Origin of the sequence: Micromonospora sp. NPDC049274 (assembly GCF_040678875.1) — a bacterium.
Lineage (GTDB): Bacteria > Actinomycetota > Actinomycetes > Mycobacteriales > Micromonosporaceae > Micromonospora.
Genome location: NZ_JBFAQS010000021.1, coordinates 1 through 18,866, shown reverse-complemented (window position 1 = coordinate 18,866; position 18,866 = coordinate 1). Strand labels below are relative to the sequence as shown.

Below are 18,866 nucleotides of genomic sequence, written 5' to 3'. Positions count from 1 at the left end.
GGGGCGTCACACCGGCGCGGGTCAGCGCACCGGCCGGGGCGTCGCCGGGTGGTTGCCGGCGTTGACGAGTTCGGCCACCGCCTCGCGTGGGCTCTTCTGGGTGACCAGGCCCTCGCCGACGAGAACCGCGTCCGCGCCCGCGGAGGCGTACCGGATCAGGTCGTGTGGCCCGCGGACGCCGGACTCGGCGATCTTGACGACGCTGCTCGGCAGGCCCGGCGCGATCCGCTCGAACACCGACCGATCCACCTGAAGGGTACGCAGGTCGCGGGCGTTGACCCCGATCACCTGCGCGCCGGCCTCCAGGGCGCGGTCGGCCTCCTCCTCGTCGTGGACCTCGACCAGCGCGGTCATGCCCAGCGACTCGATCCGCTCCAGCAGGCCCATCAGCACGTTCTGCTCGAGGGCGGCCACGATCAGCAGGACCAGGTCGGCGCCGTGCGCGCGCGCCTCGTGCACCTGGTAGCTGGAAACCACGAAGTCCTTGCGCAGCACCGGCACGGTGACCGCGGCCCGCACGGCGGCGAGGTCGTCCAGCGACCCGCCGAACCAGCGCCCCTCGGTCAGCACGCTGATGGCCCGCGCCCCGCCCGCCGCGTAGTCGACGGCGAGGTCGGCCGGATCGGCGATCTCGGCCAGCCGGCCCTTCGACGGTGAGGAGCGCTTCACCTCGGCGATGACCGCGACGCCGGGCTTACGCAACGCCGCGTACGCGTCCAGCGGCGGCGGCGCCGCCGCGGCCAGCTCACGGATCCGTTCCAACGGAACCTGCTCCTGGCGTCGGGCGACGTCCTCGCGCACGCCAGCCAGGATCTCGTCGAGCACGCTTACGGACGCCGCCTGACCGGCTTCGTCCCCCTCCGCGTGCGCATGCTCAGCAGTCACCAACGGACTCCCCTCTCCGGGTGTCATGGGCCGATGCTAGGGGCAGCCGACCGACGCCGGGAGCCGGGGGTATGGCGCTGCTCACGAAAAGGGCTGCGGCATAATGGCCGACTTGCCGTGAACGGGATGTCACGCAGCGCCACCTCCGGTATCGACCGCCGTCACACGACGGGAGCCCGGCGGCCCCGGTCGAACCGGGCCGACCCATCGATCATGCCACTGGTTCCGCCCCGCCGCCCGACGACAACGACGCTGATCGATGCTGTGAGCAAGCTCAAGGCCGAACGGCCGGTCCCAGGTCGCGGGCATGGCGGGACAGTTGACCGGGCGGTCACCCCGGCGAAACGTCAGCCGGCAAGCATCGTCCTCGGGCAGACTCGATGACGCGCCTGCCCGACCGTCCGCCAACTCCTCGTGCGGGGTGACCCATGAGCATTGCCGAGTCGAACCCGAGCATCGGACTGACCACCATCTCACGGACCGTGGCGTCGCTGGCCGTCGGCGTGGTGCACACCCTGGAGCGGGCCGTCGTCGGCGAGGGCCGGGTACGCACGGCGCGCGGCAACGCCTGGGAGGCGGTCTGCGCCGACCGTGCCCGCGCCGACCAGCGTGCCGAACTGGACCGCCTGGTGGCCGAGCTGGCCGCCGCCCGCGCCGCCTCCGCCCGCCGGCAGCGGGAACGTCAGCCGGTCGGCTGATCAGCCCGCTGTCGGGTCCTCGCCCCGGTCCAACGCGTCCCACGCCTCGGTGGTCCGCCGCCCGACCATCGGGCTCGGCGGGGCGACCGTCGGGGGGCCACTCTCCGTGACGGTCCGCGCCGGCCGCTCGTAACGGGCGCCCATCGCCGGCCACCCGCCGCCCCGCAGCGCCGTCCACCCGCCGCCCACGGCGGCGAGCAGACCGCCGAGCAGGCAGAGCGCCGGCCACTGCCGGCTCACCACGCCGCCGAGATCGGCTACCAACCCGTATCCGCCACCCGCCGCCACCGCCACGCCCAGAGCACCCAGCAGCACGCCCAGCACGCGCCGCACCCGACCGCGGGTCGCCAGCACGGCGCCACCGCCGGCCAGCGTGACAAGCGCCAGCGCTGGCAGCCACGGCAGCAGGGCGGCCCCGCTGCGGGCCTCGCGCACCGGCGGCAACGGCGCCGGACGCGCGGTCACCTCGACCGACCAGCCCCGGGTCGCCGCCCACAGCGCCAGGCCCGCGCCGGCCAGGCAGAACAACATGGCGTACGTCAGCTGACGCCGACCACCCACGCCCCCGCCCGCGCTCACCGGACTCGCCTTTCGTTCGCGACTGCGGGGCTCCGCTGCGCTGCACTCCTCGCGCTCACCGGGCTGGCCTTTCGTTCGCGACTGCGGGGCTCCGCTGCGCTGCACTCCTCGCGCTCACCGGGCCGGCCTCAGCGTTTCGGCGGCTGCGATCGCGGCCAGCACGGCGGCGGCCTTGTCGCGGGTCTCCTGCTCCTCGGCGGCCGGATCGGAGTCGGCGACCACCCCGGCGCCGGCCTGCACGTAGGCGCGTCCGTCGCGGATCAGCGCGGTCCGGATGGCGATCGCCATGTCCAGGTCGCCGCCGAACCCGAAGTAGCCGACAGTGCCGCCGTAGACGCCGCGGCGAACCGGCTCCAACTCCTCGATGATCTCCATGGCCCGCACCTTGGGCGCACCGGAGAGCGTGCCGGCCGGAAAGGTCGCGGCGAGCGCGTCGAACGCCGAGCGGTCGTCACGCAGCGTGCCGGTCACCGTGGAGACGATGTGCATGACGTGGCTGTACCGCTCGATGGTCGCGAACTCGGGCACCTGGACACTGCCCGGCTCGCAGACCCGGCCCAGGTCGTTGCGGCCCAGGTCGACGAGCATCACGTGCTCGGCGCGCTCCTTGGGATCGGCGAGCAGCTCGGCGGCGAGCCCGGCGTCGGCCGTCGCGGTGGCGCCGCGCGGCCGGGTGCCCGCGATCGGGTGCAGCAGCGCCCGACGCCGTCCGTCGACGTCGGCGGTGACCTTCAGGTGCGCCTCCGGTGACGAGCCAACGATGTCGAACCCGTCGAAGCGCAGCAGGTACATGTACGGGCTGGGGTTGCTGGTGCGCAGCACCCGGTAGACGTCCAGCGGGTCGGCGCGCGTCGCCCGCTCGAAGCGCTGGGACAGCACGATCTGGAAGCACTCGCCCGCCCGGATCGCCTCCTTGGCGGCCTCCACCGCCTTCAGGTAACCACCCTCGGGCGTACGACAGAGGACCTCGCCGGCCGGCGGACGCTCCACTGTGGAGATCATCGGCGGGATGGGTCGGGACAGCGCCGTGGTCATCGCGTCGAGGCGGCCCACCGCGTGGTGGTACGCGGCGGCGACCTGCGCGTCGCGGCCCGGGGTGTCCAGCGGCGGCAGCACCGCGTTGGCGACCAGGATCGCCGAGCCGTCGTAGTGGTCGAGCACCACCAGGTCGGTGGCGAGCATCATGCCCAACTCCGGTACGCCCAGGTCGTTCTCGGTCAGCTCGGGCAGCCGCTCGAAGCGGCGGACGAGGTCGTAGCCGAGGTAGCCGACCATGCCCCCGGTCAACGGGGGCAGACCGTCGGACGGGTCCCCGGGCGGGCCGGCGAGCGCCGCGACGGTGTCCCGCAGCACCCGCACCGGGTCGCCGTCGGTGGGCAGCCCGGCCGGCGGCTGGCCGAGCCAGGTCGCCACCCCGTCCCGCTCGACGAGGGTGGCGCTGCTGCGGACGCCGATGAACGAGTACCGCGACCAGGCCGTGCCCGCCGAGCCGACGCCCTGTTCGGCGGATTCGAGCAGGAACGTGCCGGGACCGCCGGCGAGCTTGCGGTAGACACCCACCGGGGTCTCGGCGTCGGCCAGCAGGCGTCGGGTGACCGGCACGACGCGCCAGCGGGCCGCCACGTCGGTGAACGTGGTCAGGTCGGGGCTCACCGCGCCGTCGGTCATGCGTCGGCCTTCGTCACCGGCAGCTCGGTGTAGAAGCAGGTCCGGTGCCCGGTGTGGCAGGCCGCGCCGACCTGGTCGACGCTCACCAGCAGCGCGTCGCCGTCGCAGTCCAGCGCGACCGAGCGCACGTACTGGTGGTGCCCGGAGGTGGCGCCCTTGACCCAGTACTCCCGGCGGCTGCGCGACCAGTAGGTGGCCCGGCCGGTGGTGAGGGTGCGGTGCAGCGCCTCGTCGTCCATCCACGCGACCATCAGCACCTCGCCGGAGTCGTGCGCGCGCACCACGGCGGCGACCAGGCCGTCGGCGCTGCGGCGCAGCCGGGCCGCGATGGCCGGGTCGAGCCGGGACGGACGGACCGGCGTCGACGCCGCCGGGCCGCTCGGTTCGCTGGGGACGCCGGTCACCGGCGCGTCAGGTACGGGCACAGTTGCCCATTGTCCCGCACGCGGGGCGGGCACCGGCGACGGCTCCCGTCGCGGGTTCGGCGGGTGGGCCACGGGCCGGGCGAGTTGGGCCACGTAGCGGTCCAGCCGGCCGTCGATGAGGGCCTCGGCCAGGTCGGCGCCGGCCGCCTCGGCGATCTCCGCGGCGTACGGGCGGATCAACGGCAGGGTCCCGGCGACCAGCCGTACGGCGGCGGCCCAGAGCTGCCCGGTGCCGCCGGGACGCAGCCCGAGGCAGAGCAGCATGTCCTCCCGGTAGCCGGCCGGGGCGACCGGGAGCTCCAGGGCGGCCGCGAACGCCGCCCGACGGGAGGACACCCGCACCGACGGGTTCGCCGGGCGCAGCACCGATGGGCAGAGTCGGGCGAGGTCCGCGACGGCGAGCCGGACCCCGAGGCGGTCGGCCGAAGTCCGGGCGGCCGCGGCCTTGCCGAGCATGGCGATCAGCTCCTCCAGCCGGGGTGGCTCGGCGGGCTGGCAGAGCACCGGCAGGTCGATCCGGGGCCGCCAGTGCGGGTCGGCCCAGAGCAGCCGGGCCGGCGCGGTGACCGGCAGCCCGAACGCCCAGTCGGCCGGTTTCCCGAGCCGGCGCACCCAGGAGCGGACGTCCCGCGCGGCCACCGAGACGTGGGTGACCCGACCGGCCGTCTCGGCCAGGTACGCGCGGCGGGCAGCGTACGGAGAGCCGCCGACCAGCACGTCGAGGTCGACGTCGCTGTGCGCGGTGGCGGCCCGTCGGGCGTGACTTCCGCGCAGCAGGATGCCGACGACCGGCCGTTCGGCGGCGTCCCGCAACCGCGCGGCCCAGTCCTCAAGAAATCCGCTGTGCGGTAACGGAGCGTGACCCACGGCGCCATCGTGCCGTACGCCCGATCGGTGCGCAATGCCCGTTGCCGGACCTGCTGTCCGGTACGAGCCTACTGCCTGTTCTGCCGCTGGGCGCGACGGCGGACGCCCAGCGGCAAGCGGGCCGTTGCGCGGGCGGCGGTATCTCATCTAGCGTTGAGTTCAACAGACGATGAGTTTCTCGGAGGTGCGGAATGGACGACGCGATAACCGTCCGCGACCTGGTGGTCGACCGGGGCGGGCGGCGGGTGCTGGACGGCATCAGCTGTGCCGTTCCGCGCGGCGCCGTGACCGGTCTGCTGGGGCCCAGCGGCAGCGGCAAGACCACGTTCATGCGGGCGGTGGTCGGCGTGCAGGTGGTCAGCACGGGGACGGTCACCGTGCTGGGCCAGCCTGCGGGCACTCCGGCCCTGCGGCACCGGGTGGGTTACCTCACCCAGGCGCCCAGCGTCTACGCCGACCTGACCGTCAGGGAGAACGCCCGCTACTTCGCGGCCCTGTACGGCCGTGGTCGCGCCGAGGCCGATCAGGCGGTCCGTGACGTCGGGCTGGCAGAGGCGGCCGGTCAACTTGTCGTCACCCTCTCCGGTGGTCAGCGCAGCCGGGCCTCGCTGGCCTGCGCCCTGGTCGGCGACCCGGAGCTGGTCATCCTCGACGAGCCGACAGTCGGTCAGGACCCGGTGCTGCGGGCCGACCTGTGGGCCCGGTTCCACGCCATGGCCGCCGCCGGCACCACCCTGCTGGTGTCCAGTCACGTGATGGACGAGGCGGCCCGCTGCGACCGGCTGCTGCTGATTCGCCAGGGGAGGCTGATCGCCGACGACAGCCCGGCCGCGATCCGCGCCGCCGCCGGCGTGGACGACCTCGACGAGGCGTTCCTGCGACTGATCAGGGCCGGCGCGGCCGACGCACCGGCCGGACGGGAGAACTCGTGAACCCGCGGATCCTGGCGGCCACCACCGGCCGCATCCTGCGTCAGCTCCGGCACGACCGGCGCACGATCGCGCTGCTCGTGGCGGTGCCGGCCGTCCTGCTCACCCTGGTCTACTTCATGTACGTCGACCACCCGACCCCGCCGGGGCAGCCGTCGATGTTCGATCGGATCGCGCTGGTGATGCTGGGCATCTTCCCCTTCGTGATCATGTTCCTGGTCACCAGCATCGCGATGCTGCGGGAGCGCACCTCCGGCACCCTGGAACGGCTGCTCACCACCCCGCTGGGCAAGCTCGACCTGCTCTTCGGGTACGGCATCGCGTTCGGGCTGGCCGCCGCCGTGCAGGCCGCGGTCGCCGCCGGTGTGGCGTACTGGATATTCGATCTCCGCACCGTCGGCAGCAGTGGTCTGGTCATCGGGATCGCGGTGCTCGACGCGGTGCTCGGCGTCGCTCTCGGGCTGCTGTGCAGCGCCTTCGCCCGCACCGAGTTCCAGGCAGTACAGTTTCTGCCGGTCGTGGTGGTCCCCCAACTGCTGCTGTGTGGGCTGTTCGTGGCCCGCGACCAGATGGCCGGCTGGCTCCAGGCGCTCAGTGACGCCTTCCCGCTGTCGTACGCCATCGAGGCCTTGCAGGAGGTCGGCGCCAACGCCGAGCCGACCGGCGCCATGTGGCGGGATGTGGGTGTGGTGCTCGGCGCGGTGGTGCTGGCGCTGGTGCTCGCGGCGGCGACCCTGCGCCGGCGCACCGGCTGACCGGCCGGCGGCGGCCCGCGCCCGCGGGTTGCCGCCAGCCGTCGGGCGACCGGCGGCGTGAGCGGACGAACGAAGGGCGGCGATGACGCGGCGGACCGGCCGGCGACCCGGCAACCCGGACACCCGGGAGTCGATCCTCGACGCGGCGCGGGCGGCGTTCGCCGAGCGCGGCTTCGACGCCGCTCCGATCCGCGGCATCGCCGCCGCCGCCGGGGTGGACCCGGCGCTGGTGCACCACTATTTCGGCAGCAAGGACCAGCTCTTCCTGGCCGCCATGAACTTCCCCGTCGACCCCGGGGAGATGCTGCCGAAGGTGCTCGCCGGTGACCGGGACGGCGTGGGTGAACGGTTGGTACGCACGTTCGTCGGCATCTGGGACTCCCCGGCCGGCAGCGCCGGGGTGGCGCTGCTGCGCTCGGCGGTGAGCAACGAGTGGACGGCGCGCCTGCTGCGGGAGTTCATCACCACGCAGGTGCTGCGCCGGGTGCTCGACCAACTCGACGTCGACCCGGCCGAGCTGCCGCTGCGCGGATCACTTGTCGCCACCCAACTGGTCGGGTTGGCGATGATCCGGTACGTGGTACGCATGGAGCCGGTGGCGTCCGCCGACCCGGACACCCTGGTCGCCGCCATCGGCCCCACCATCCAGCGGTACGTCACCGGAGAGCTGCCCACCTAGACCGGACGGGGTGGGTCAGCGCGGTGGGCGGGCGTCGGCCGGGCGACGCAGCGGCGGCAGCATCCGGCCCAGCTCGTCCGGGTCGGCCACCGGACACGGGAACGCCAGCCGGACGCGCCGCCGCGCGCCGGGGTGACCGAGGGTGACCACCAGGCCGTAACGGTCGATGCGTACCACGCGGGGTGGCCCGTCCGGGGTCTGCTCGGTCAACCCGAGCTGCCGGCGCAGGTAGTCGGTCACCTGGTGGGCGTCGCGCTCGGCGAGGTCGGCCAGCAGCAGCGCCTCGAACGGGTGCACCGGGTCCGGCTCGGCCTCGGCGTACTCCAGCGGGTCGATCCGGTGCACGACGCCGGCCCGCTCCCAGCGGACCTCGGCCACCTCGAAGCGGAACAGCCGGAACCGGACGCCCACGTCGAGCAGGTCGCCGGTCGGCTCGACCGCGGCGAAGTCGAGCGCCGCGCGGCGCGCCTCCTCGTCGTGCAGTTCGGCCGCCCAGCCGGACACCCAGGCCCGCCCCAGCCCGGGAGCGCCGGCCGCGGGCGGCAGGTCGAGGACGTCCAGGACCACTGCGACGTCGGCGCCCCCGGCGACCGGTTGCAGCGCGGCGAGCAGGTGGCTGGCCACCGGCACCAGCAGCAGCACCCGGCCGTCGGGGTCGGTCACGTGCCGGGCGTGGTGCGGGCCCGGCCGGCGAGCCAGGTGGACGAGACCGGGCAGCCGACCGGCGACGAGGGTACGCACGATCTCGGCGGGGCTGGGCCGCATGGCACGACCTCCTTAAGAGGTTAGGCTAACCTAACCCGGAGCGTAGAGCACCCGGTCCACGACGTCCACCAGCCCGTCCGCTTCGTTATCGGGTCTGCTCCAGCCAGGAGGCGTACAGCAGCCCGTAGACCGAGTCGGCGTCGTGCACCAACTCGTCGTGCGGGCCGCGCTGCACGATGCGCCCCCGGTCCACCACGATCACCTCGTCGGCCGCCTGGGCGGTGGAGAGCCGGTGCGCGATGGCGAGCGTCGTGCGACCCCGCGTGACGGCGTCCAGGGTGCGTTGCAGCCGCACCTCGGTCGCCGGATCCACAGCGCTCGTCGCCTCGTCCAGCACCAGCAGGTCCGGATCGGCCACGTACGCCCGGGCCAGCGCGACAAGCTGCCGCTCCCCGACGCTCAACGCCTCGCCACGCTCACCGACAGGCGTGTCCAGGCCTGCGGGCAGGCCGTCCAACCAGTCCGCCAGGCCCAACTCGGTGAACGCGGCGGCGAGCTGCTCGTCGGTCAACTCCGGCCGGGCGAACCGCACGTTGTCCCCCACCGTCGCGTCGAAGAGGAACCCGTCCTGCGGCACCATCACCACCCGGGAGCGCAACGAGTCGAACCGGACGTCCGCCAGCGGCACCCCGGACAACAGCACCGCCCCCGCCGACGGGTCCATCAGGCGGGTGAGCAGCTTCGCGAAGGTCGTCTTGCCGCTGCCCGTCTCGCCGACCACCGCCACCCGGCTCTTCGCCGGGATCTCCAGGTCGATGTCGTGCAGCACGGCGGGGCCACCCGGATAGGCGAACCGCACCCCGGCGAACCGGATGTCCAGCGCACCGGCCGGCAGATCCCGGCCCTGCTCCCCCGGGTCCGCCACGTCGGGGGCGACGTCCAGCACGTCCAGCACCCGCCGCCAGCCCGCGATCGCGTTCTGCGCCTCGTTGAGCACCTCGGTGGCGATCTGCACCGGTTGGATGAACAGCGTCACCAGGAAGAGGAAGGCGGTCAGCTGGCCGATCGACAGCGTGCCGTCCACACCCAACGTCACCCCGAGCACCACCACGCCCGCCAGCGCCAACCCGGCCGCCAGTTCGCCGACCGAGCTGCCGACGATGCTGATCCGGATCGCCCGCTGCTGCGCCAGGCGCTGGTTGTCGATGGCGTCATCCAGCCGCCGCGCCGTGCGCCCCGCGATGCCGTACGCCCGGATCACCGGCGCTCCCACCACGCTCTCGCCGATCGCGCCCAGCAGCGTGCCGGTGCGCTGACGCACCGTCGCGTACGCCGCGCCGAGGCGACGCTGCAACTGACGGATGACGAGCACCGCCGGCAGGAACGCCGCCAGCACCACAAGGGTCAACTGCCAGGAGTACGCCAGCATGACGGCCGTCGTCACCACCAGCTGACCCAGGTTGACCAGCAGGATCACCCCACCCCACTGGAGGAACTGGGTGATCTGGTCGACGTCGCTCGTCACCCGCGAGACCAGCGACCCACGCCGCTCCGACTGCTGGTGCAACATCGACAGGTCGTGCACATGCCGGAACGCCCGCGACCGCACGTTCGCCAACGCCGTCTCGCTGACAGTGAACAGCCGGCGCATCATCAGATAGCCGCACGCCGTGGTGACCACGAGGATCGCCGCGGTGACCGCCACCACCGACCACACCACGTCGAGGTTCAGACCACCGACGAGGCCACGGTCGATGCCCTGCTGCACCGCCACCGGCACGGCCACCCGGCCCACCATGTAGACCAGGGCCAGGCCCAGGGTGGCGGCCAGGCCGGTCCGCAGCTCCGGCGAGAGCGCCAACCCCCGCCGCAGGGTCTGCCAGGTGGTCTCCTCCCGCGCGTCCCGCTCGTCGTTCGTCACCGTCGTCGTCACCGGGCCAGCCTTTCGTTCGCGACTGCGGGGCTCCGCTGCGCTGCACTCCTCGCGCTCACCGGTCCACCTCGATCTCGAGGCCCGACGGCAGCTGCGCCACCTCGTCGTCGTACGCGCGCTCCTGGGCGCGGTCGACCTCCGCCTGCTCGTACGCGGTGACCAGATCCACGTAGCCCGCAACGGTGGCCAGCAGCTCGGTGTGCGTGCCCCGGGCGACCACCCGGCCCTGCTCCACGTAGACGACCTCGTCGGCGAGGGCGATGGTCGCCCGGCGGTACGCCACCACCAGGATCGACGCGGCCGGCACTCCCGGCTCACCCGCCGACGCCCGCAGACCGGCGAGGATGGCCGCCTCCACCCGGGGGTCCACGGCGCTCGTCGCGTCGTCGAGCACCAGCAGGCGTGGCCGCCCCGCCAACGCGCGGGCCAGCGTGAGCCGCTGCCGCTGGCCGCCGGAGAGCGAGGTGCCCCGCTCGCCGACCATCGTGTCCAGCCCGTCGGGCAGCGCGGCGACGAACCCGTCCGCCTCGGCCAGGCGCAGCGCCGCCCAGACGGCCTCGTCGTCGATGCCCGCCCGGTCCAGGGCGACGTTGGCCCGCACGGTGTCGTCGAAGACGAACGGCACCTGCGCGACCAGGGCGACGGTGCCGGCCAGCGACGCGGCGGTCAGGTCCCGCACATCCACGCCGTCCAGCTCGACGACGCCGGAGTCCGGGTCGACCAGGCGGACGGCCAGTGAGGCGATGGTGGACTTCCCGGCGCCGGTCGGCCCGACCAGGGCGACCGTGCGGCCGGCCGGCACGGTGAAGCCGACCTCGCCGAGCACCTGCGCGCCGGGCTGGTGCGCCTCGGCCGGCGGATAGGAGAAGTGCACGTCGGTGAACGTGAGCGTGGCCGGGCCGGAGAGGGCCGGGTCGAGCACACGCTGCCCGTACGGCATCTCGCCCGTGGCGTCGAGCACCCGGCGCACCCGGTCCCAGCCGGCGACGCTGCGCGGCAGCTCGGCCAGCACCCAACCGATGGCCCGCACCGGAAAGGCCAGCACGGTGAAGAGGAACGCGACGCTGACCAGCTCGGTGACGCTTATCGCGCCCTGACGCAGGCGGAACGCCCCGACCACGAGCACCGCCAGGGTGCCGAGGCTGGGCAGCGTCTCCAGCAGCGGGTCGAAGACGCCGCGCAGCCGGCCGACCGAGATCAACGCGTCGCGCAGCTCGCCGGCGCGGCCGGCGAACCGGGCCGTCTCCTGCGCCTCGCGACCCATCGTCTTGACCACCAACGCGCCGTCGAAGCTCTCGTGCGCGATGCTGCTGACCTCGGCGCGCAACCGCTGCGCCCGGGCCTGCCGGGGCGCCATCCGGCGGGAGTAGACCACGTTGAGCGCGAACAGCGCGGGAAAGACCGCGAGGCCGACCAGGGCGAGGGCCCAGTCGGTGGCGAACAGCGAGACGATCGCGCCGACCAGCATCACCAGCGTGCCCACCGCGAAGGGCAGCGGGGCGATGGGATACCAGGCCGCCTCCACGTCGGAGTTGGCGTTGGAGAGCAGCGTGCCGGTGGCGTTGCGGTGATGCCAGGACAGCGGCAGGTCCAGGTAGCGGCGGGTGACGCGGCGACGGTAGGCGGCCTGGAGCCGGTACTGCATGTAACCCGCGCCGAGCCGGCGGCCGAAGATGCCCACCACCCGCAGCACGCTGATCCCGAAGAGGGCGCCCGCCGCCAACGCCAGGGTGCCGACGCCCACGTCGCCCCGCGCGATGGCCGGCACCACCACGTCACCGACCACAGCGCCCACCACGTACGCGCTCACGATGACCATCGAGCCGAACAGCACACTGCCGAGCACGGCAACCGCGAAGATCCGCGGCTGCTCCCGGACCGCCTGCCGCAGAACCCCCAGCCCTCTGCCGAGCACGTCTCGGCTTGTCCTGCTCGCCACGCTCTCCCCCGCCGTAAGCCACAATTATCTCCCTCATCCTTACCGTTGCGGGCCGGCACCGCCGACCCGGGCGGGATATGTCGACCGTCACGTACCGGACGCGCGGACGCGGGGGCGCGACCCGGCGTCCGCCGCCGCGCGCCGGCGCGTGCGCGGGCCTACGATCGGGCCATGTCGCGGTACGCCCGAGCCGAGCGCGAGGCGCTGGCCGATCTCCTCCTGGCCCTCGGGCCCGACGCGCCGACGATCAACGAGGGCTGGGCGACCCGTGACCTCGCCGCCCACCTGGTGTTGCGGGAGCGTCGTCCCGACGCGGCCGGCGGGATCCTGCTGGCGCCGCTGCGGGGGCACGCCGAACGGGTTCGCCGGCGGCTCGCCGCCGGCCCCTACCCCGATCTGGTGCAGCGGGTACGCCGGCCCCCGGTGTGGAGCCCGATCAGCAACCCGCTGACCGATGAGCTGGTCAACACGATGGAGTTCTTCATCCACCACGAGGACGTGCGGCGGGCCGTTGCGGGGTGGCAGCCGCGCGAGCTGGCCCGCGGTTTGCAGGCGACCCTGTGGAAGCGGGCCGCCCCGCTGGCCCGGTTGACGCTGCGCCGCTTTCCGGCGGACCTCTACGTGCAGGCGCCCGGTTACGGCGAGGTCTCCGTCGGCCGCGGCGGCGAGCGGCTTCGTCTGGTGGGCGCTCCCGCCGAGTTGACCCTGTTCCTCTCCGGGCGGCAGCGGGTGGCCCGGGTGCAACTGGACGGTTCGCCCACGTCCGCCCGGCAGCTCCGCAACGCCAGCCTGGGCATGTAACTTACTGCACTTAATCGGTCACAGCTCGGCTGGACGACTGCCTCAGTCCCAGCGATGCGTGCCGATACCCCCTCCCGTACGCTTCAGCGCGCCGTTCCGCGCCGGGGCGGCACGATGTGGGGGCACACGATGCGGAGCTTCGCGATCTCGGCGCTACGGGAACCCTCCTTCACGGCGGGGCGCCACAGGTCCACGGATCGGGTGGCCAGCGAGAGCGTCGAGTGGGCGCGCGCGTTCGGCCTGGTCAATTCCGGTCATCAGGTACACCGACTACAACGGGCGGACGCCGCCGGCCTGGCCGGCCGGGCCTGCCCGGACGGGCCGACGCGAGGACTGCGGCTCCTCACCGACCTGATTTCCTGGCTCTTCGTCATGGACGACGCCTGCGACGAGGACGGCCTCGGCGCGGACCCGAGCCGGCTGGCGCCGGTGGTCGCCGCCCTGCTCGACGTGCTGGACCGGTGCGGTGACCCGCTCGCGACACCGCCTCCGGAGGCCGGCCCGCTGGGCGCCGCGTTGCACGACCTGTGCCGCCGGACCCGGGCACAGGGCCGGGCGCCGATGTTGCTGCGTTTCGTCAGTCAGGTGCGCCAGTACCTGCTGGCGCTGCTCTGGGAGGCCGCCAACCGGGAACGCCGGCGGGTGCCGAGCGTGATGGAGTACGTCCAACTGCGTCGGCACATCGGCGGGGTGCACCCCTGTCTCACCCTGACCGACCTGGCGTCGGAGCAGCCACCCGGGCCGACGCGGCGTGCCGATCCGGGGCTGACCGCCCTGGACCTGCTGGCGGTGGACCTGGTCTGCTGGTGCAACGACCTCTTCTCGTACGGCAAGGAGAGCCGGACCGACCCGGACGCGCACAATCTGGTGACGGTCATCGCCCAGGAGGGCGGTCTGGCCGAGGCGGACGCGCTGCGGGCGGCCGCCGACCGTTTCAACAGGGGGTTGGCGGCGTACCTGGCGGCGGAGGAGAGGTTGCTGGCCAGCGGTGTCGAGGCGTTGCGTTCGCCGCTGGCCACGCGGCGCAACTGGGTCCGGGCCACCTATGACTGGTCACTCGTGGCCGCCCGCTACGCCTGATGCGGGGCACCGGCCGGCGGAACGGGGGCCGCCGGTCGATCACCCGCACTAGCCGATGCCCGGTGGCAGGCAATACTCTTCGGTAACCACTATGACGTGACGCCCGTCACGCCACCACCCCCGAAGGCGGCTACAGCGATGGCTCTCGATGTACCGTACCGTTCCATCCCGGACATGTTCCTCAAGCGCGTGGCGGCCACCCCCGACCAGCACGCGTTCGCGTCCCCGACCCCCGACGATTCGGGCCCCGACTGGCTGACCTGGGAGCAGGTCGGCCAGCGCGCCAAGGCAGTCGCCGCCGGCCTGCACGCGCTCGGCGTCGGCCAGGAGAACCCGGTCGCCATCCTCGCCAACACCCGGCTGGACTGGGTGGTCGCCGACCTCGGCATCATGTGCGCGGGCGGGGCGACCACCACCGTCTACCCGACCACCGAGCCGGCGGACGCGACATACATCATCGCTGACTCCGCCTCACGGGTGCTCTTCGCGGAGAACCCGGCACAGGCCGCCAAGATCGCCGGAGCGGCCCTGCCGGCGCTGACCCACGTGGTGCTCTTCGACGGCGCCCCGGACCCGAGCGCCGCGGTCCCCCAGCTCACCCTCACCGAGCTGGAGGCGCGGGGCACCGACGTGCTGGCCGCCGAGCCGGATCTGATCGACATGCTGGTGGCCGGCATCGGTCCGGACCACCTGGCCACGCTGATCTACACCTCCGGCACCACGGGCCAGCCCAAGGGTGTCGAACTGCTGCACGGCGGCTGGTGCTGGGAGGCCGTGGCGCAGGCCGAGGTCGGTCTGCTGCGCGACGACGACCTGCAGTACCTGTGGCTGCCGCTGGCCCACTCCTTCGGCAAGACGCTGCTCTGCGGCGCGATCCACGTCGGTCTGCCCACCTACGTCGACGGGCGGGTGGAGAAGCTTGTCGACCTGCTCGCGGTGATCCGGCCGACCCTGATGTGCGGGGCTCCCCGAGTCTTCGAGAAGGTCTACAACCGCGCGGTGACCACCGCCCAGGGCGCCGGCGGCGCGAAGGCGAAGATCTTCGCCTGGGGTGTCCAGGTCGGCAAGGAGAAGGTCGCCCTGGAGCAGGCCGGCAAGCCGGTGCCGGCCGGGTTGAAGCTGCGCTACGGGCTGGCCGAGAAGCTGGTGTTCAGCAAGCTCCAGGCCCGCCTGGGCGGCCGGATGCGGGTGCTGGTCTCCGGCGCCGCACCGCTGAGCCCGGAGATCGCCACCTTCTTCGCCGCCGCCAACCTGCCGATCTCCGAGGGCTACGGCCTCACCGAGACCAGCGCCGGCAACTTCGTCAACCCGCCCTCCGGGCTGCGGATCGGCACGGTCGGGCAGGCGATGGGCGATCTGGAGTGCAGGATCGACAGCGACGGCGAGATCCTGGTCCGCGGCCGGCCCGTGATGCGCGGCTACCACAACCTGCCGGAGGAGACCGCCGCCGCGTTCACCGAGGACGGCTTCTTCCGCACCGGCGACATCGGCAGCCTGGACGAGCAGGGCTACCTACGGATCACCGACCGCAAGAAGGACCTGGTCAAGACCTCGGGCGGCAAGTACATCGCGCCCTCGCACATCGAGGGGATGTTCAAGGCCATCTGCCCGTACACCTCGCAGGCGGTCGTGGTCGGTCAGGCCCGCAACTTCTGCACGATGCTTGTCACGCTGGACCCGGACGCCATCCGGGGCTGGGTGGCCGGCGGCCCCCTCGAGGGCCGCGACTACACCGAGATCGTCGCCTCGCCGGAGGCGCAGGCGATGGTCGAGGAGTACGTCGCCCAGCTCAACGCCAAGCTCAACCGCTGGGAGACGATCAAGAAGGTGGCGATCCTGCCGCGCGACCTGACCATCGAGGACGGCGAGATCACGCCGTCGTTGAAGATCAAGCGGCGCGGCGTGGAGAGCAACTTCGCCGCCGAGATCGACAAGATGTACGCCGGCACCCTCGCCGAGCTGTAGAAACGGCCGCCGGTGGCCCCGCACCTGGCGGGTGTGGGCCACCGGCGTGGGCGTCGGATGCTCAGGCGATGACGGACGGCTCCCGCCAGCGCTGCCGGCCGGTCCGATCCAGGTCGTAGCGGACCGTGGCGATCCGCTCCACGGCCTCCACCAGGTCGGCGGCCGGCAGGGTGAACGGCAGCCGCAGGAACCGTTCCAGGGTGCCGTCCAGACCGAACCGGGGGCCGGGCGCGAGGCGGACGCCTACCTCCTCGGCGGCCCGGGCGAGGGCGCTGGAGACCGGGCCGTCCAGCTCGGCCCAGAGGGTCACGCCGCCGCGCGGCACCGTCACCCGCCAGTCCGGAAGTCGGTGCGCCAGCGCGTCCAGCAACGCGTCGCGCTGAGCGGTGAGCTGCGCCCGGCGGGCCGCGACGATTGCCGACGCGTCGGCGAGCAGGTGCACCGCGACCAACTGGTCGAGCACCGGGCTGGACATGTCCACGCCGACCCGGACGGCGGCCAGCCGCTGCACCTGCGGCGCGGAGGCGCGGACCCAGCCGATCCGCAGGCCACCCCAGTACGGCTTGCTCATCCCCCCGATGCTCACCACCCGGGAGTGCCTGTCGAACGTGGCCGTGGGCGGGGGCAGTTCGGTGCCGTCCAGCGGCAGGTCCACGAAGGACTCGTCGACGATCAGGTCGGTGCCGACCGCGTGCGCGGCCGCGACCACCCGCTCGCGCAACGCCGACGGCATCAGGTGCCCGGTCGGGTTCTGGAACTCCGGAATCAGGTACGCCAGCTTGGGCCGGGTCTGCCGCAGGCTGCCCAGCAGCAGGTCGGCCTCCCAGCCACCGGCGTCGGCGGACAGCCCGTGGGTCGTGATCCGGGCCCGTCGGCCGGCCAGCGCGGCAAGCGCGTTGGGGTAGGTCGGAGACTCCACCAGAACACTCCCGCCGGGCGCGAGGGCGAGGCGTAGCACCAGGTCCAGGGCATGTTGGGTGCCACTGGTGACCATGATCTGGTCGGCCGAGGTGGGCAACCCGCGGGCGGTGTATCCGGCGGCCACCGCCTCGCGCAGCTCGCCGATCCCGGTCGGGTGGTAGCCGGCTCCGCCCAGGTAGCGGGGCAGATCCTCGGCGGCGGCCCGCGCGGCGCCGAGCAGCTGCGGCGGGGCGGCCAGCGCGGCGACGCCCAGGTCGATCATCTCCCGGTCGTCCAGCGGGGTCCACAGACCCGTGCTGGCGACCCGGTGGTTGCCGGGAAGCATCGTCCAGCTGCCGGCGCCCCGGCGACTGGCCAGGTGCCCCGTCTCGCGCAGCTCCCGGTACGCGGCGGTGACAGTGGTGCGACTGATCCGCAGCGCCTCGGCCAGCTCGCGCTCCGCCGGGAGGCGGACGCCGAGCGGAAGCCGGGCGTCGGCGAGCAGGCCACGCACCGCCCCGGCCAGGGCGGCGTAGTCCGGGCTGCGGCGACGGCCCGGCAGAGCGTGCCACTGCCCCAGCAACCGGGCCAATTGGACGCCTCGCACCTGACCTGTCATGGCCACCCCTCGGATATTGGCTTCTTCCACGGTCAGAATTGGCACCTAGGGTGGCATGCATGGCACTGATTGGCAATCTGCGGCAACGGCCGGTGCGGCGGCTCACCCAGCTCTACGCCGGGCTCGTCCTCTACGGGGTCAGCATGGCCCTCATGGTCCGCTCCGACCTGGGCCTCGACCCGTGGGACGTCTTCCACCAGGGGTTGTCCGAGCTGACCCGGCTCTCCTTCGGCACCGTCACCATCGGCGTCGGCGCCCTGGTGCTGCTGCTGTGGATCCCGCTGCGCCAGCGGCCCGGCCTCGGCACCGTCAGCAACGTGGTGGTGATCGGCCTGGTGGTGGACGCCACCCTGGCCCTGCTGCCCGCCGGCGGCCCTCTCGGCGTCCGCATCGCTCTGTTGATCACCGGGATTGTGGCCAACGGCGCCGCCACCGCGCTCTATCTCGGCGCCCAGTTGGGTCCCGGCCCACGCGACGGGCTGATGACCGGCTTCGTCGCCCGCCGGCCCGGGTGGTCGATCCGGTTGGTACGCACGGTCATCGAGGTCACCGTGCTCGCGCTGGGCTTTCTGCTCGGCGGCACCGTAGGCGTGGGCACCGTCGCGTACGCCCTGGCCATCGGCCCACTGGCACAGTTCTTCATCCCGCTCGTCGCGGTGCCCGCGCCGGCTGCCGTCACGGGCGACCCGCCGAGCGCCGCTCCCGCCCCGGCAGGCTGAGCGCTCACCTACCGTTCACACCCCGGCACGCCGCGCTGGTGCGAGTGGGCTCGTTGGAGGGTGGGTGTTCCCTTCCGCGACGCTCGCCGTCATCATCTCTGCATGGGGGAGAACGGTTGGCGCTGGAGCGACGCCTGGATCTTCGTCTCGTTGGTGATCGCGAGCGGGGCCGGGCGGCACCGACGGTCCGCGACCAGTCGCCGGCCGGAGGGCGTACGTCTGACCGACGTGCTGTCCACCGCCGATCACCTCAACCAGACGATTCCGCAGCGGCACGAGGTGGAGGTCGCGGTCCAGCGGCTGGTCGGGGCGGGTCTGGTCACCGTCGCGGACGGCTGGTTCCGCATCACCTCGGAGGGTGAACAGCTCTGGCGCTCCCGGCCCCGCGCCGGGGTGGCGACGATGGTGGACACCGTGCAGGGGGTGTTGAGCCGCCGGCACGCGCCGGGACGCGCCGAGTGGAACCTGGACGAGGCCGAGCACGCGGCGGCCGTGCAGGAGTACGCGGTGCGGTCGATCCCCACCCCCCGCCGGTCACCCGAGGGCCACTCCGGCGGCCACTGAGCGCCCGCAGATCGCCGGCGAGGCAGTTGGCAGGGCAGATCTTGGACATTTTCCGTTACGAGGGCGGGCTCAACTGGTGGTTGCAACACTCAGGAGCTGGGTCATCTTCTCACCTGGGGTGGCCCAGCCCAGGGTCATACGGGGGCGGTCGTTGAG

Annotated in this window: 17 protein-coding genes and 1 pseudogene; 9 read left to right on the top strand and 9 right to left on the bottom strand. The window is 73.2% G+C overall.

Annotated features, from left to right (window positions below; translation table 11 throughout):
• Positions 1–21: 21 nt before the first annotated feature.
• Positions 22–825 (bottom strand): indole-3-glycerol phosphate synthase TrpC, encoded by an 804-nt coding sequence (trpC, locus tag AB0K10_RS28990; RefSeq protein ID WP_039906616.1) that lies wholly within the window; start codon positions 823–825, stop codon positions 22–24.
• Between the two features lie 488 nt (positions 826–1,313).
• Between trpC and AB0K10_RS28985 the strand changes: the two genes are divergently transcribed.
• Positions 1,314–1,583 carry a hypothetical protein gene (locus AB0K10_RS28985; protein ID WP_363688696.1) on the top strand — a complete coding sequence of 90 codons (270 nt, stop codon included), beginning with the start codon at positions 1,314–1,316 and terminating at the stop codon, positions 1,581–1,583.
• Here AB0K10_RS28985 and AB0K10_RS28980 read toward each other — a convergent pair whose 3' ends face one another.
• The 4 genes and pseudogenes from AB0K10_RS28980 to AB0K10_RS28965 form a co-directional block, all read right to left on the bottom strand.
• Positions 1,584–2,162 (bottom strand): Trp biosynthesis-associated membrane protein, encoded by a 579-nt coding sequence (locus AB0K10_RS28980; protein ID WP_363688694.1) that lies wholly within the window; start codon positions 2,160–2,162, stop codon positions 1,584–1,586. It abuts the gene before it with no gap.
• 114 nt (positions 2,163–2,276) lie between these two features.
• Positions 2,277–3,830, bottom strand: a complete 1,554-nt coding sequence (locus AB0K10_RS28975; protein ID WP_363688692.1) for an anthranilate synthase component I — start codon at positions 3,828–3,830, stop codon at positions 2,277–2,279.
• A complete protein-coding gene (hisI, locus tag AB0K10_RS28970; protein ID WP_363688856.1) occupies positions 3,827–4,255 on the bottom strand; it encodes a phosphoribosyl-AMP cyclohydrolase in 429 nt (142 codons plus the stop codon). Before hisI ends, AB0K10_RS28975 begins: the two co-directional genes overlap by 4 nt.
• 180 nt (positions 4,256–4,435) lie before the next feature.
• Positions 4,436–5,269: pseudogene (locus AB0K10_RS28965) on the bottom strand (hypothetical protein); the annotation flags it as partial.
• Positions 5,270–5,313: 44 nt separating this feature from the next.
• On the opposite strand from AB0K10_RS28965, the gene AB0K10_RS28960 reads away from it, so the two are divergent.
• The 3 genes from AB0K10_RS28960 to AB0K10_RS28950 all read left to right on the top strand — a co-directional run bounded on the left by AB0K10_RS28960 (position 5,314) and on the right by AB0K10_RS28950 (position 7,485).
• Positions 5,314–6,054: an ABC transporter ATP-binding protein gene (locus AB0K10_RS28960; protein ID WP_363688690.1), complete on the top strand. Its 741-nt coding sequence runs from the start codon at positions 5,314–5,316 to the stop codon at positions 6,052–6,054.
• Positions 6,051–6,806, top strand: coding sequence for an ABC transporter permease (locus AB0K10_RS28955; RefSeq protein ID WP_363688688.1), 756 nt, complete (start codon positions 6,051–6,053; stop codon positions 6,804–6,806). Before AB0K10_RS28960 ends, AB0K10_RS28955 begins: the two co-directional genes overlap by 4 nt.
• An 82-nt stretch (positions 6,807–6,888) precedes the next feature.
• Positions 6,889–7,485, top strand: coding sequence for a TetR family transcriptional regulator (locus AB0K10_RS28950; RefSeq protein ID WP_363688686.1), 597 nt, complete (start codon positions 6,889–6,891; stop codon positions 7,483–7,485).
• Positions 7,486–7,500: 15 nt separating this feature from the next.
• Here AB0K10_RS28950 and AB0K10_RS28945 read toward each other — a convergent pair whose 3' ends face one another.
• The 3 genes from AB0K10_RS28945 to AB0K10_RS28935 all read right to left on the bottom strand — a co-directional run bounded on the left by AB0K10_RS28945 (position 7,501) and on the right by AB0K10_RS28935 (position 12,062).
• Entirely contained in the window at positions 7,501–8,250 is a 750-nt protein-coding gene (locus AB0K10_RS28945) for a DUF2470 domain-containing protein (RefSeq protein ID WP_363688682.1), read from the bottom strand.
• Between the two features lie 85 nt (positions 8,251–8,335).
• Entirely contained in the window at positions 8,336–10,123 is a 1,788-nt protein-coding gene (locus AB0K10_RS28940) for an ABC transporter ATP-binding protein (RefSeq protein WP_363688680.1), read from the bottom strand.
• Positions 10,124–10,178: 55 nt separating this feature from the next.
• Positions 10,179–12,062, bottom strand: coding sequence for an ABC transporter ATP-binding protein (locus AB0K10_RS28935; RefSeq protein WP_363688678.1), 1,884 nt, complete (start codon positions 12,060–12,062; stop codon positions 10,179–10,181).
• Positions 12,063–12,233: 171 nt separating this feature from the next.
• Here AB0K10_RS28935 and AB0K10_RS28930 point away from each other — a divergent pair, with 171 nt between their 5' ends.
• The 3 genes from AB0K10_RS28930 to AB0K10_RS28920 all read left to right on the top strand — a co-directional run bounded on the left by AB0K10_RS28930 (position 12,234) and on the right by AB0K10_RS28920 (position 15,908).
• Positions 12,234–12,863 carry a TIGR03085 family metal-binding protein gene (locus AB0K10_RS28930; protein WP_363688676.1) on the top strand — a complete coding sequence of 210 codons (630 nt, stop codon included), beginning with the start codon at positions 12,234–12,236 and terminating at the stop codon, positions 12,861–12,863.
• A 129-nt stretch (positions 12,864–12,992) separates the two neighbouring features.
• Positions 12,993–13,943 (top strand): terpene synthase, encoded by a 951-nt coding sequence (locus tag AB0K10_RS28925; protein ID WP_363688674.1) that lies wholly within the window; start codon positions 12,993–12,995, stop codon positions 13,941–13,943.
• 138 nt (positions 13,944–14,081) lie between these two features.
• Positions 14,082–15,908: a long-chain fatty acid--CoA ligase gene (locus AB0K10_RS28920; RefSeq protein ID WP_363688672.1), complete on the top strand. Its 1,827-nt coding sequence runs from the start codon at positions 14,082–14,084 to the stop codon at positions 15,906–15,908.
• Positions 15,909–15,969: 61 nt separating this feature from the next.
• On the opposite strand, the gene AB0K10_RS28915 is transcribed toward AB0K10_RS28920, so the two are convergent.
• On the bottom strand, positions 15,970–17,427 hold the full coding sequence (locus AB0K10_RS28915) for a PLP-dependent aminotransferase family protein (RefSeq protein ID WP_363688670.1): 1,458 nt from the start codon (positions 17,425–17,427) through the stop codon (positions 15,970–15,972).
• A 59-nt stretch (positions 17,428–17,486) separates the two neighbouring features.
• On the opposite strand from AB0K10_RS28915, the gene AB0K10_RS28910 reads away from it, so the two are divergent.
• Together AB0K10_RS28910 and AB0K10_RS28905 are read left to right on the top strand one after the other, a co-directional pair.
• Positions 17,487–18,146, top strand: a complete 660-nt coding sequence (locus tag AB0K10_RS28910; RefSeq protein ID WP_363688668.1) for a hypothetical protein — start codon at positions 17,487–17,489, stop codon at positions 18,144–18,146.
• A 102-nt stretch (positions 18,147–18,248) separates the two neighbouring features.
• The gene (locus AB0K10_RS28905; RefSeq protein ID WP_363688666.1) at positions 18,249–18,710 is read left to right on the top strand and encodes a hypothetical protein; all 462 of its coding nucleotides are present in this window, start codon (positions 18,249–18,251) and stop codon (positions 18,708–18,710) included.
• Positions 18,711–18,866: the final 156 nt, after the last annotated feature.

Coding starts and splice junctions, on each gene's coding strand:
- AB0K10_RS28925 (WP_363688674.1), top strand. CDS start 12,993: ATGCGGAGCTTCGCGATCTCGGCGCTACGGGAACCCTCCTTCACGGCG.
- AB0K10_RS28945 (WP_363688682.1), bottom strand. CDS start 8,250: ATGCGGCCCAGCCCCGCCGAGATCGTGCGTACCCTCGTCGCCGGTCGG.
- AB0K10_RS28960 (WP_363688690.1), top strand. CDS start 5,314: ATGGACGACGCGATAACCGTCCGCGACCTGGTGGTCGACCGGGGCGGG.
- AB0K10_RS28985 (WP_363688696.1), top strand. CDS start 1,314: ATGAGCATTGCCGAGTCGAACCCGAGCATCGGACTGACCACCATCTCA.
- AB0K10_RS28930 (WP_363688676.1), top strand. CDS start 12,234: ATGTCGCGGTACGCCCGAGCCGAGCGCGAGGCGCTGGCCGATCTCCTC.
- AB0K10_RS28905 (WP_363688666.1), top strand. CDS start 18,249: ATGGGGGAGAACGGTTGGCGCTGGAGCGACGCCTGGATCTTCGTCTCG.
- AB0K10_RS28910 (WP_363688668.1), top strand. CDS start 17,487: ATGGCACTGATTGGCAATCTGCGGCAACGGCCGGTGCGGCGGCTCACC.
- AB0K10_RS28950 (WP_363688686.1), top strand. CDS start 6,889: ATGACGCGGCGGACCGGCCGGCGACCCGGCAACCCGGACACCCGGGAG.
- AB0K10_RS28915 (WP_363688670.1), bottom strand. CDS start 17,427: ATGACAGGTCAGGTGCGAGGCGTCCAATTGGCCCGGTTGCTGGGGCAG.
- AB0K10_RS28920 (WP_363688672.1), top strand. CDS start 14,082: ATGGCTCTCGATGTACCGTACCGTTCCATCCCGGACATGTTCCTCAAG.
- AB0K10_RS28975 (WP_363688692.1), bottom strand. CDS start 3,830: ATGACCGACGGCGCGGTGAGCCCCGACCTGACCACGTTCACCGACGTG.